Source organism: Endobacterium panacihumi (assembly GCF_050847465.1).
In the GTDB taxonomy this organism is placed as follows: Bacteria; Pseudomonadota; Alphaproteobacteria; order Rhizobiales; family Rhizobiaceae; genus Neorhizobium; species Neorhizobium panacihumi.
Map to the genome: position 1 here is coordinate 292,015 of NZ_JBOZRA010000006.1, position 12,088 is coordinate 304,102.

Genomic DNA, 12,088 nt, shown 5'->3' on the forward strand with positions numbered 1-12,088 from the left:
CTTGCGGTAATGGGCGCATATGTTGCTTTGGATTATTTTTGCCTGTCTGACGGCGGCCGTGGCCGCCCTTCTTATCCTGCCTTTGGCGCGCGGCGCCGAGCCGGTTGCCGATTCTGCGGAAGGGGAGGCGGCGGTCTATCGTGACCAGTTGCGTGAACTCGAGCGTGACAAGGGGCTTGGCCTGATCGGTGACGAGGAAGCGGAATATGCCCGCGCCGAGATCGGCCGCCGGCTGATCGCGACCGCCGACAAGGATGGCGATGCTGCGGTCTCGCCGGCGAAACGCCGTGCCTCGCTGGCGGTGATGGGTGTGACGCTCGTCGTGCCGGCGATCGGGCTCTGTCTTTACTTGGCGCTTGGCAGCCCCTGGCTGCCGGCGCAGCCGCTGGCCGCACGGCTGGAAAATCCCGGCAACAACCTTGATCTTCTGGTGGCCAAGGCCGAGCGGCATCTGGCCCAGAACCCGCGTGACGGCGCGGGCTGGGACCTGCTCGCGCCGATCTATTTTCGCACCCAGCGGATGGGCGATGCCGAAATGGCTTACCGCAATGCCATCCGTTTCCTGGGGGCAAGCCCGGAACGGCTGGCGGGTCTCGGTGAAACGCTGGTGGCGGCCAATGACGGTATCGTCATCGAGGATGCACGATCCGCTTTCGAGGAAGCAATCCGGCTGAAACCGGATGATGCGCGCGTGCGCTTCTATCTGGCGCTGGCGCTGGAACAGGCGGGCAAGAACGATGAGGCGCGCGCCGCTTTCGAAGCGCTTGCCAAGGACAGCCCCGCCGGTGCGCCGTGGATGGCGCTGGTCAACGAACATATCGCCAAGACCGGCGGTACGGTGATTCCGGATCTCACCAACAATGACGAGGCGGTGGCTGCGATCCAGTCCATGGGCGCCGAAGACCAGCAGTCTGCCATCAAGGGCATGGTCGAGGCGCTTGCGACACGCATGAGCCAGGAGCCGAACAATATCGCCGGCTGGCTGCAGCTTGTGCGGTCCTATGCCGTGCTCGGCGATCGCCTGAGGGCGCAGCAGGCGCTCGACACGGGCCTGAAGACATTTGCGCCGACGACCGGTGAGGGCCGTCAACTGGTGGCATTGGGTGCTGAAATGGGCCTTGAGCCGCAGCAGCCGATCGGCGAAGGAGCAAAACCATGACCCGCAAACAGAAACGCATGGCGGTGATTGCCGGTGGCGTCTCCTTCATCATGGTGGCGGTGCTGCTGGTGATGTTCGCCTTCAGCCAGTCGGTCGCCTATTTCTTCATGCCGGGCGATTTGAAGACCGCGCAGATTTCGCCCGGTACGCGTATCCGTCTGGGCGGGCTTGTCGAGGCCGGATCGGTCAAACGTGGTGACGGTTCGACCGTTTCCTTCGTGGTGACGGACGGCACGAATACCGTGCCGGTGAGCTATACCGGCATTCTGCCCGACCTGTTTCGGGAAGGGCAGGGCGTTGTGACGGAAGGTGCGTTCGACACGTCGCATGCTTTCGTGGCCGACAGCGTGCTGGCCAAGCATGACGAGAACTACATGCCCAAGGAAGTGGCCGACCGCCTGAAGAAGGATGGTGTGTGGGAAGACGGTTCGGGCAACGGCATGGCAGCGCCGAAGGAAAAACCGGCAAAGGTCGAGACGACGGGAGCGACAAAGCCATGATCATTGAGATCGGTCATTTTGCTCTCGTTCTGGCGCTCGCCGTCGCATTGATCGTTTCCGTCGTGCCGGTGATCGGCGCGGCGCGGCGCGATGCGGCGATGATGGCGCTGGCGCCGGTCGGCTCTCTGGTGCTGTTTACGCTAACAGCCTTCGCGTTCGGGGTGCTGACCTGGGCCTATGTCGTCTCCGATTTTTCGGTGAAGAACGTCTGGGAGAACTCCCATTCGCTGATGCCGCTTCTCTACAAATATACCGGCGTGTGGGGCAATCACGAAGGTTCGATGCTGCTCTGGCTGCTGATCGTGACACTGTTCAGCGCTCTGGTCGTGCTCTTCGGCAAGAACCTGCCTGAAACGCTGAAAGCCAATGTTCTGGCCGTTCAGGCGTGGATTTCGACAGCTTTTCTGTTTTTCATCCTCTTGACCTCCAACCCGTTCCAGCGCCTCAACCCGGCGCCGGCCGAGGGGCAGGATCTCAACCCGATCCTGCAGGATGTCGGTCTCGCGGTGCATCCGCCGCTGCTTTATCTCGGTTATGTCGGCTTTTCCGTTTGTTTCTCCTTTGCCGTCGCAGCATTGATCGAGGGCCGTATCGATGCTGCCTGGGCGCGCTGGGTGCGGCCGTGGACACTGGCCGCCTGGACCTTCCTGACCGCCGGCATCGCCATGGGCTCCTACTGGGCCTATTACGAACTCGGCTGGGGCGGCTGGTGGTTCTGGGACCCGGTCGAAAACGCGTCCTTCATGCCATGGCTGGCCGGCACCGCGCTGCTGCATTCGGCACTCGTGATGGAAAAGCGCGAGGCGCTGAAAATCTGGACCGTGCTGCTGGCGATCATGACGTTTTCGCTGTCTTTGCTCGGTACGTTCCTGGTCCGCTCGGGCGTGCTCACGTCTGTGCATGCCTTTGCCACCGATCCGTCGCGCGGCATCTTCATTCTCGGCATCCTGACCCTTTTCATCGGCGGCGCCTTCATGCTGTTTGCCTGGCGCGCACCGCGGTTAAAAAGCGGCGGCCTGTTCCAGCCGATCTCGCGCGAGGGGTCGCTGGTTCTCAACAACCTGATTCTGACGGTTTCCTGCGCCACCGTGCTGACCGGTACGCTGTATCCGCTGGTTTTGGAGACGATCACCGGTGAAAAAATTTCCGTAGGTGCGCCGTTCTTCAATCTCAGTTTTGGCCTGCTGATGATCCCGCTTCTGCTGGCCGTGCCGTTTGGTCCGTTGCTGGCCTGGAAACGTGGCGATCTCCTGGGGGCGATGCAGCGGCTTTATGCCGTGATCGGTCTCGCCTTCGTGGCCGGTCTCACGCTCTACTACATCGAAAATGGTGGTCCGGTGATGGCGGCGGCGGGTCTGGCCATGGCCTGTTACCTGATGCTTGGCGCACTGGCGGACCTCTGGTACCGCGCCAATTTCGGCAAGCTTGCCTTCAACGTCGCATGGCGGCGTCTGGTGGGTCTGCCGCGCTCGGCTTTCGGCACGGCGCTGGCGCATTTCGGGCTTGGCGTGACCGTGCTCGGCATCATCATCGTCTCCACCTACGAGACCGAGACGGTGCTGGAGATGAAACAGGGCATGACGGCCGAGGCCGGTGGCTACAGCCTCGTTTTCGACGGCATGCGCCATGCGGTGGGGCCGAACTATACCGACGATCAGGGCCATTTCACCATCAGCAAGGATGGTGTGGTTGTGGCCGATACATGGTCGTCGAAGCGGCTCTATACGGCGCGGCGTATGCCGACGACCGAGGCTGGCATCGTCACCTTCTGGTTCAGCCAGCTTTACGTTTCGCTGGGTGACGCGATGACCGACGGCGGCATGGTCGTCCGCATCTGGTGGAAACCGTTCATTCTGTGCATCTGGGGCGGCTGCCTGATCATGATGCTGGGCGGTTTCGTATCGCTGTCCGACCGTCGCCTGCGTGTTGGTGCGCCGAGCCGCAAGGCCAAGGCGGCAAAGCCGGTGAAAGCCGCCGTGATGGAGCCTGCGGAATGATGCGCCGTTTTCTGATTGCGATCTTCGTTCTGTTCAGCGCGCTTCCCGCGCTGGCGGTCAACCCGGATGAGGTGTTGAAGGACCCCGTTCTGGAGGAACGGGCCAGAAACCTTTCGGCGCATCTACGCTGCATGGTCTGCCAGAACCAGTCGATCGACGACAGCAATGCGGAACTGGCCAAGGACCTGCGCGTGCTGGTGCGCGAGCGGCTGACCGATGGTGATAGCGACGAGCAGGTGCTGGATTATGTTGTGTCGCGTTATGGTGAGTTCGTGCTTTTGAAGCCGCGACTGAGCGCCAAGACGATTGCGCTGTGGGCAGCGCCAATCGGGCTGCTTGTGATCGGAGCACTGACGATGATCCTGTTCGTGCGCAGCCGTCCACCGTTAAAGACGGTGACACCGCTGTCTGACGAGGAGAAGGCGCGGATCGACGAGTTATCGAAGGGATAAAATTCCCGGATCGGATTTTCAGAATAAAAAACGCCGCGAGCTTAAAGCTCGCGGCGTTTTTTATTGTTCATCGTTCGTGGAAGGCTCATGCCACCTTCATCATCGAGGCGGCGGCGCCGGGAACCTCGGTGTGCGGCAGATAGAGCGTCTGGCGGCCGAAACCGCGCGAATCCGTGCCGCGAACGGCGGCGTCGGAGCCGGGCTCGCGCACCCATTTGCGGCGGTTGAGCTTGAAGCGCTTGACCAGCTGTTCCAATTCGCTTGCGCCGTTGGCAAGTGTTCCGGCAATGGCGCTCATGTTGGAGACCATGGCGGCGTTTTCCTGGGTCATCTTGTCGAGCGAGTTGACCGCCGAATTGATCTCAAGAAGGCTGGTCGATTGTTCCGACGCGGCAACGGAAATCGCCTCGATATTGGTGTCGATCGACTGAACGTAACGTTCGATGTCCTTCAGGGCGTCGCCGGTTGCGCCGACAAGACGCACGCCTTCCTGCACTTCGCGCGAGGAATTCAGGATCAGGCCGGAAATTTCCTTGGCGGCCGAAGCCGAACGCTGGGCGAGTTCGCGAACTTCCTGCGCCACGACGGCAAAACCCTTGCCGGCTTCACCGGCGCGTGCGGCCTCGACGCCTGCGTTAAGTGCAAGCAGGTTGGTCTGGAAGGCGATCTCGTCGATGACGCCGATGATGTTGGAGATTTCCCTGGATGCCGCTTCGATGCGGTCCATCGCGTTGACCGTGGAGGTAACCACTTCCACCGACTTGGTGGCGGCTGAACGGGCGTCGATGACGAGCTTGCGGGCCTCCGCCGTACGTTCCGACGACTGGCCGACGGTAACGGTGATTTCTTCGAGTGCCGCAGATGCCTGCTCGAGTGCGGCCGCCTGCTGCTCGGAACGATGGGCGATGCCGCTGGCGCTTTCGCTCATTTCGCCGCTTTTCGCCGACAGCATGGTCGTCTGGGCGAGAACCTGTTCCAGCGTCTGCTGGAATTTTGCCAGCGACTCGTTGAAGTCATGACGCAGGTGGTCGAATTCCGGCACGAAAGGAGTGTCGATGGTGAAGCGGATATTGCATTCGGCCAGACGCTGAAGGCCGGCGCCGATTTCCTGCAGCGCGCGCACGCGGCCGCTGACATCGGTCGCGAACTTTACCACCTTGAAGACCTTGCCGTCATCATCGAGGATCGGGTTGTAGGTGGCCTGGATGAAGATGGCATTTCCCGACTTGTCGAAGCGCTTGAACTCGTCATTGAAGAATTCGCCCGCAGCCAGTCTCGGCCAGAACTCGGCATATTGCTGGGTGGAAACATAGGCCGGTTCACAGAACATGCTGTGATGCTTGCCGACGATTTCGTCGAGCGTATAGCCAAGCGCACCGAGAAAGTTTTCGTTGGCGTTGAGGATCTTGCCCTCGGGCGTGAATTCGATCATCGCCTGCGCGCGCTCGAGTGCGACGAGCTTGCCGTCGCTTTCAAGACTATGGACCTTTTCGGCGGTGATATCGCTGGCGATCTTGACGATCTTGACGACCTTGCTGCCGCGGATGACCGGGTTATAGGATGCTTCGATCCAGATTTCCTTGCCGGTCTTCGAAAATCGCTTGTACTGGCCACGGTCGAACTCGCCTGAGCCGAGCTTTTTCCAGAAGGCGGCATAGGCCGGGGACTGGGCTTCGCGCGGATCGACGAAGATGCGGTGGTGCTTGCCGACGATTTCCTCACGGGCATAACCGACAGCGGCACAGAAATTGTCGTTGGCATCCAGAATGGTGCCATCCGGCTTGAATGAAATAATAGCCTGGGAGCGGTTGAAGGCGTCCATAACATCCGACGCATCACCGGCAATAAAGGACCTGAGGCTCACGAAAATCTCCGACAAATAAAATTTTCCGAGAATATTGATAAAAGTCATTAATTCGAAGTTACGAACAGTACCGGATCTCATCTATTTTATCGTTATATTTCTGTGACTTACATCGTTAAAACGTGTGCTTTTGTCAGCTATTACGAGATTTACGCAAAAGGCGCGCCTCCGGCATGCTCCGCAGCATGGCTCTATTCAAATTTGGCGTCCGTTATTTCCGTCAGAGACGGCACAGGCTGGCGTCGTTCAAAAAATGCCTCTGCGAGGAAATCATGAGAAAAGCTCTTGTCAAACAACGGTCTATAAGTTTAGAATAATTCTAATATTATGAATTCGGGTCTCAAGTTTTGGGCCTGATATAACCCCAAAGGAGATTTTCTCATGTCGAACACCGCATCCTGCAAGGCTTGCTCGTTTTACGAAGACCACGCTGCAAACGCTGGCGCTGTTGTCGAGAACGCCGGTCTCTGTCGTTTCAACCCGCCGGTTTCGCAGCCGGACGCCAACGCACGCGGCCTGTGGCCGGTCGTTGCCTCGAGTGACTGGTGCGGTCATTTCGATGACGAGAAGAAGGCTGCCTGATCAGCCCGACATGATCGCAGCGGGGGCGGGCCATCGGGCTCGCCCTTTTTGATTCCGGCACGGAAATGCCGATCGTCAAAACATTACGAACAATTCATGTGCCGGACACGTGCAGTTAAGGTCGTGGCTCCTATATCTCTCTTCATCCACCGCAGCCGTCCCCTCCGGCGCACCCAAGAAGAGAAGAAGGTACCACACATGCTCAAGAGCACGCTCAGCCGCCCCTCGCTGAAGACCGTATTGAAGACGACGACCGTTGCCGGTCTCGCGGCGGTCATGCTTTCGACCGGTATCCCAGCCCAGGTCGTTAATTCCTTTGCAGCGCCGGTCACCGTCACCGCGCCGCAGGTTCCAAGTTTTGCCGATGTCGTCTCGGCTGTTTCCCCCGCCGTCGTTTCCGTCCGCGTCCAGTCCGATACCGAAACCGCCTCCAATGACGAGCGCGGCGGTGGCGGCTTTTCCTTCGGTGGCCGTGGTTTTGAAAACCTCCCCGACGATCATCCGCTGAAGCGTTTCTTCCGTGAATTCGGTGGCCAGCAGGGCCCTGGCGGCCCGCAGGGTGGCCCGCGTGACCGTGACCGCGCCGAACGCGGCGGCCCGCGTCCGCATCACTTGCGCCCGACCGCACAGGGCTCCGGCTTCTTCATCTCCGAAGACGGTTATGTCGTCACCAACAACCACGTCGTGTCCGACGGTTCGGCCTATACGGTTGTGCTCAATGACGGTACCGAGCTGGATGCCAAGCTGATCGGCAAGGACAGCCGCACCGATCTGGCCGTTTTGAAGGTCGATGCCCCGAGCCGCAAGTTCACCTATGTCAATTTCGCTGACGACAACAAGACGCGCGTCGGTGACTGGGTGGTCGCCGTCGGCAACCCGTTCGGTCTCGGTGGCACTGTAACCGCCGGTATCGTGTCTGCCCGTGGCCGTGACATTGGCTCTGGTCCGTATGACGACTTCATCCAGGTGGATGCCGCCGTCAACCGCGGCAACTCGGGTGGCCCGACCTTCAACCTCAATGGCGAAGTGGTCGGCATCAACACCGCGATCTTCTCGCCCTCCGGCGGCAATGTCGGTATCGCCTTCGCCATTCCCGCCTCGACCGCCAAGGACGTGGTGGCCGATCTGATGAAGGACGGCAAGGTGGAGCGCGGCTGGCTCGGCGTGCAGATCCAGCCGGTGAACAAGGATATCGCCGAAAGCCTCGGCCTGTCCGAGCCGAAGGGTGCGCTGGTGGTTGCGCCGCAGGAAGGGTCTCCGGGCCTGAAGGCCGGCATCAAGCAGGGTGACGTGATCACCGCCGTCAACGGCGACCCGATCAACGACGCCCGCGATCTGGCCAAGAAGGTTGCAGCTTTTGCCCCCAACACCAAGGTCGAGCTGTCGATCTGGCGCAATGGCAAGTCGCAGTCGGTGCCGGTGACGCTGGGCAACATGGCGGCTGACGAAGCCGTCAAGGCCGACAACTCTACCGAGGAAGACACCAAGCCTTCCACCGAACAGGCGCTTGCCAGCCTCGGCATGAGTGTTGTGCCTTCGGAAGACGGCGCAGGCCTCACCATTACCGATGTCGATCCTGACTCCGAAGCCGCCTCGCGCGGCGTCAAGCAGGGCGAGACAATCACCTCTGTGAACAATCAGGAAGTTTCGTCCGCCGCCGATCTGAACAAGGTGATCGAACAGGCCAAGAAGGACGGCCGCACCCGTGCGCTGTTCCAGGTCGAGGCGAATGGATCGAGCCGCTTCGTGGCGCTGCCGATCAACGAAGGCTGATTTTTCTTCAGTCTTGATGTGAAACGGGGCGTCCGAACGGAAATGGTTCGGGCGCCTCTCATGTTTAAGGGAGTAGGTCGATGGATATCAATCGCGATCAGGATGTGGGGACAGAGAAATCCGGTTTTACCGAAGCCTCGGGCGAGGTTATTGTCCCGCATATGAAGATTCTGGTGATTGAAGACGATCTTGAAGCTGCCGCCTACATGACCAAGGCCTTTCGCGAGGCCGGCATCGTGGCGGACCATGCCAGCGATGGCGATAGCGGCCTGTTCATGGGCACGGAAAATTCTTACGACGTGCTGGTGATCGACCGCATGTTGCCGCGTCGTGACGGGCTTTCGGTGATTTCCGAACTGCGAAAGCGCGGTATCAACACGCCGGTGCTGATCCTCTCAGCGCTGGGCCAGGTGGATGACCGCGTGACGGGTCTGCGTGCCGGCGGTGACGACTACCTGCCAAAACCGTATGCCTTTTCCGAGCTGCTGGCTCGTGTCGAGGTTTTAGGGCGTCGCAAGGGCGCGCCGGAGCAGGACATGGTCTACCGCGTCGGCGATCTGGAGCTGGACCGTTTGAGCCACGAGGTGAAGCGCGCGGGCAAGGAAATCCTGCTGCAGCCGCGCGAATTCCGCCTGCTCGAATATCTGATGAAGAATGCCGGTCAGGTCGTCACCCGCACTATGCTGCTCGAAAACGTCTGGGACTATCACTTTGACCCGCAGACGAACGTGATCGATGTGCATGTGTCGCGTCTGCGCTCGAAGATCGAGAAGGACTTTGACAAGCCGCTGCTGAAGACCATTCGCGGCGCCGGTTACATGATCAAGGACGAGGCGTGAACCGCTTTTTCACCCGGCTTCGGCTGATGTTCCGCTCGACGGCCGTGCGGCTGTCGGGCCTCTATATTATTCTCTTTGCGCTCTGTGCCGCATTCCTCGTCTTTTACGTGACGGCAATGTCTGAACGTCTGCTGGTGCAGCAGACGCAGCAGACGGTGCAGGAGGAGATTGCCGACATTCAACGCGCCTATAATCGCGGTGGCGTGAACCTGCTTTTGCGCATCATGGAGCGGCGTGCCCGTCAGCCGGGTGCGAACCTCTATGTGATTGCCGGGCCGAATGGCGAAATGCTGGCCGGCAATGTCCAGTCTGTGCAGCCGGGCGTGCTGGAAACGACCGGCTGGACCGATATGCCGTTCACCTACGAGCCTTATTCGGAATCACCACGGCCGGGCCGGCATATGGCAATCGCCAATGTGCAGCAGCTGGATAACGGGCTGCGCATGATGGTGGGGCGCGACCTCGGCGATCCCAGCCGCTTTCGTTACATCGTGCGGCAGGCATTGATGGTGGCGTTGACCATCATGGGTGTCGGCGCGCTGATCATCTGGTTCGGCATCGGCCGCAACGCGTTGAAACGTATCGACCGCATGTCGGCGGCAAGCCAGAAGATCATGGCCGGGGATCTTTCGCAGCGCCTGCCTGTCGGGCGTTCGGGCGACGAGTTCGACCGGCTTTCCAGCAATCTCAACGCCATGCTGGAGCGGATCGAAAAGCTGAACGAGGGTCTGCGGCAGGTTTCCGACAATATCGCCCATGACCTGAAGACGCCTTTGACACGCCTGCGCAACAAGGCGGCCGACGCGCTGGACGAAAGCGACGACACGGTGCGCCGCAATGCGCTGGAAGGCATTATCGGCGAGTCCGACCAGTTGATCCGCACCTTCAATGCGCTTCTGATGATTTCACGGGTCGAGGCTGGGTCGATTGCCGCCGAGATGACGCCGGTCGAGCTATCCGCCATTTCCGCCGATTGTGCCGAGCTATATGAGCCGGTGGCCGACGAAGCGGGTCTGACACTGACGACGGAGATCGAGCCGGGGCTGACCGTCAACGGCAATCGCGAACTGATCGGTCAGGCGATTTTTAATCTCATCGACAACGCCATCAAATATGCCGCGGAAGCCGATGGCGAGAAGAAGATCGTGGTGAAGCTCGCAAAGGCTGCCGATGGATTGCGGTTGTCCGTCTGTGACAATGGGCCTGGCATTCCGGCGAACAAGCGCGACGAGGTGAAGAAACGCTTCGTGCGTCTGGACGAGAGCCGCACCAAGCCGGGCACGGGTCTTGGCCTGTCACTGGTGGAAGCGGTGATGGAACTACATGGCGGCGGGCTGGAGCTTTCAGCGACCAATAGAGACGATGCTGCGGTTCCGGGGCTGACGGTGACGATAGTGTTTCCGGCGGTGAAGGCCTGAGTTTTGCCTCTCCCCTCGTTGGGGAGAGGTGTTTGCGCCCGAGCGTCACACCAATGGCGGCGCGAGGTTCATCAAGAGAACCATCACCAATCCGACGACCGAGACGATCGACTGGATGACCGAAATGGTCGCGGTCGCTTCCCCCATCGACATGCCAAAACTTTCCTTCACCAGCCAGAAGCCGGCATGGTTGGCATAATTGAAGAACAGCGAGCCGCAGCCGATCGACAGGGCCAGAAGCGATGCATTGAGCGCCATGTCGGTGCCGGCAAGCGGGGCAAGCAGGCCGGAGGCGCCGACAATGCCGACGGTGGCCGAGCCGGTGGAGACCGACAGGAGCATGGCGATGGACCAGCCGAGCACCAGCGGCGACAGCGAGAATTGCTGGCTCATATGCATGATCGCATCGCCGACCTTGGCGTCGGTCAGCACATGCTGGAAGGCACCGCCGCCTGCGATGATGAGCAGCACATTGGCGATTGGCTTGACGCTGGCCGACATGGAATTGCGCAGCTTTTCGGTATCGCCGCCACGCGCATAGATCAGCACCGACGCCGCAAACAGCACGCCAATCAGCATGGCGATCGCCGGATCACCGAGGAAATCGGTGATGTTCAGGATCGCGGAGTCCTTGGCAAAGACCAGTTCGGCAATGGCGTGGAACAGCATCAGGACGGCCGGAAGCAGCGCGGTGAGCAGGCTGAGCCCAAGGCCCGGCGGCGTTTGCGCCGGTGTCGTCGTGTCCGTTGCGCTGTTGTCGACGGAGAACTGGTCGATCAACGCTTGATCCGGTTTGACCTTCAGGCGTGGCGTGACGATCGCGCCATAAACCGGACCGCCGATGATGATGGCGGGAATGGCGGCGAGAAAACCGTAGAGCATGGTGGCGCCGATATTGGCGTTCAGCGAGGCGATCGCCGTCAGCGGACCGGGATGCGGCGGCACCATGCCGTGCATGGCGGCAAGTGCTGCGATGACCGGCACGCCGACATAGACATAGGCCGAACCATTGATGGCTTTCTGGGCCTCCAGCTTGCGCGCGACGCTGAAGATCAGCGGCAGAAGCACGACAAGGCCGACCTCGAAGAACATCGGGATGCCGATGACGAAGGCAGCGCCCGCCATCGCCCAGGGCAGCATGCGCGTCGAGGTTTTGGCGATGATCAGGTTGGAAATGCCCTCGGTGACACCGCCTTCAGCAAGAATCTTGCCGAGCATGGCGCCGAGTGCCACCACGAGGCCGACCGCACCGAGCGTGCCGCCGGCACCGCTTTCGATCGACTTGATCAGTTTGTCGCCCGGCATGCCGGTGATGAGGCCGACGGCGATGGAGGTGACAATCAGCGCGAGGAGGGGATGGAACCTGATTTTCGAAACGATCAGCAGGACAAGAAAGGCCACACCGCCGACAGCGGTGGCCAGAAGCATATAGTCTGAAGAACTCATAATCTCTCCCGAAGGTAGGGACCGCGGAGGCTCCGAAAATCCAGATGTCTCCGTTCAT

The 12,088-nt window shown here is 60.4% G+C and carries 10 protein-coding genes; 8 read left to right on the plus strand and 2 right to left on the minus strand.

What is annotated here, in order from left to right; all coding sequences use genetic code 11:
• Positions 1-19: 19 nt before the first annotated feature.
• Genes ccmI through ACRQ1B_RS23345 form a run of 4 tightly spaced genes read left to right on the plus strand, consistent with a single transcriptional unit; the run spans position 20 to position 4,108 of the window.
• Positions 20-1,159: a c-type cytochrome biogenesis protein CcmI gene (gene ccmI / locus ACRQ1B_RS23330; protein WP_432296517.1), complete on the plus strand. Its 1,140-nt coding sequence runs from the start codon at positions 20-22 to the stop codon at positions 1,157-1,159.
• A complete protein-coding gene (ccmE, locus tag ACRQ1B_RS23335; protein ID WP_432296518.1) occupies positions 1,156-1,659 on the plus strand; it encodes a cytochrome c maturation protein CcmE in 504 nt (167 codons plus the stop codon). Before ccmI ends, ccmE begins: the two co-directional genes overlap by 4 nt.
• Positions 1,656-3,656 (plus strand): heme lyase CcmF/NrfE family subunit, encoded by a 2,001-nt coding sequence (locus tag ACRQ1B_RS23340; protein WP_432296519.1) that lies wholly within the window; start codon positions 1,656-1,658, stop codon positions 3,654-3,656. The genes ccmE and ACRQ1B_RS23340 overlap by 4 nt, the downstream gene beginning before the upstream one ends.
• The gene (locus ACRQ1B_RS23345) at positions 3,653-4,108 is read left to right on the plus strand and encodes a cytochrome c-type biogenesis protein (protein WP_432296520.1); all 456 of its coding nucleotides are present in this window, start codon (positions 3,653-3,655) and stop codon (positions 4,106-4,108) included. Before ACRQ1B_RS23340 ends, ACRQ1B_RS23345 begins: the two co-directional genes overlap by 4 nt.
• 85 nt (positions 4,109-4,193) lie before the next feature.
• Here ACRQ1B_RS23345 and ACRQ1B_RS23350 read toward each other — a convergent pair whose 3' ends face one another.
• On the minus strand, positions 4,194-5,972 hold the full coding sequence (locus ACRQ1B_RS23350) for a methyl-accepting chemotaxis protein (protein ID WP_432296521.1): 1,779 nt from the start codon (positions 5,970-5,972) through the stop codon (positions 4,194-4,196).
• Between the two features lie 381 nt (positions 5,973-6,353).
• On the opposite strand from ACRQ1B_RS23350, the gene ACRQ1B_RS23355 reads away from it, so the two are divergent.
• The 4 genes from ACRQ1B_RS23355 (at position 6,354) to ACRQ1B_RS23370 (ending at position 10,584) form a co-directional block, all read left to right on the plus strand.
• Positions 6,354-6,554 carry a hypothetical protein gene (locus ACRQ1B_RS23355; RefSeq protein WP_432296522.1) on the plus strand — a complete coding sequence of 67 codons (201 nt, stop codon included), beginning with the start codon at positions 6,354-6,356 and terminating at the stop codon, positions 6,552-6,554.
• A gap of 198 nt (positions 6,555-6,752) precedes the next feature.
• Positions 6,753-8,327, plus strand: a complete 1,575-nt coding sequence (locus tag ACRQ1B_RS23360; RefSeq protein ID WP_432296523.1) for a Do family serine endopeptidase — start codon at positions 6,753-6,755, stop codon at positions 8,325-8,327.
• A gap of 80 nt (positions 8,328-8,407) precedes the next feature.
• The gene (locus ACRQ1B_RS23365) at positions 8,408-9,166 is read left to right on the plus strand and encodes a response regulator transcription factor (protein WP_432296524.1); all 759 of its coding nucleotides are present in this window, start codon (positions 8,408-8,410) and stop codon (positions 9,164-9,166) included.
• 26 nt (positions 9,167-9,192) lie between these two features.
• On the plus strand, positions 9,193-10,584 hold the full coding sequence (locus ACRQ1B_RS23370; protein ID WP_432296559.1) for a sensor histidine kinase: 1,392 nt from the start codon (positions 9,193-9,195) through the stop codon (positions 10,582-10,584).
• 45 nt (positions 10,585-10,629) lie between these two features.
• On the opposite strand, the gene ACRQ1B_RS23375 is transcribed toward ACRQ1B_RS23370, so the two are convergent.
• Positions 10,630-12,030, minus strand: coding sequence for a GntT/GntP/DsdX family permease (locus ACRQ1B_RS23375; RefSeq protein ID WP_432296525.1), 1,401 nt, complete (start codon positions 12,028-12,030; stop codon positions 10,630-10,632).
• Positions 12,031-12,088 lie beyond the last annotated feature (58 nt).

Bases quoted from the DNA above. Each gene is read 5' to 3' on its own strand.
- ACRQ1B_RS23365 (WP_432296524.1), top strand. From the start codon at position 8,408: ATGGATATCAATCGCGATCAGGATGTGGGGACAGAGAAATCCGGTTTT.
- ACRQ1B_RS23355 (WP_432296522.1), top strand. From the start codon at position 6,354: ATGTCGAACACCGCATCCTGCAAGGCTTGCTCGTTTTACGAAGACCAC.
- ACRQ1B_RS23375 (WP_432296525.1), bottom strand. From the start codon at position 12,030: ATGAGTTCTTCAGACTATATGCTTCTGGCCACCGCTGTCGGCGGTGTG.
- ACRQ1B_RS23370 (WP_432296559.1), top strand. From the start codon at position 9,193: ATGTTCCGCTCGACGGCCGTGCGGCTGTCGGGCCTCTATATTATTCTC.
- ACRQ1B_RS23345 (WP_432296520.1), top strand. From the start codon at position 3,653: ATGATGCGCCGTTTTCTGATTGCGATCTTCGTTCTGTTCAGCGCGCTT.
- ACRQ1B_RS23340 (WP_432296519.1), top strand. From the start codon at position 1,656: ATGATCATTGAGATCGGTCATTTTGCTCTCGTTCTGGCGCTCGCCGTC.
- ccmI (WP_432296517.1), top strand. From the start codon at position 20: ATGTTGCTTTGGATTATTTTTGCCTGTCTGACGGCGGCCGTGGCCGCC.
- ACRQ1B_RS23360 (WP_432296523.1), top strand. From the start codon at position 6,753: ATGCTCAAGAGCACGCTCAGCCGCCCCTCGCTGAAGACCGTATTGAAG.
- ccmE (WP_432296518.1), top strand. From the start codon at position 1,156: ATGACCCGCAAACAGAAACGCATGGCGGTGATTGCCGGTGGCGTCTCC.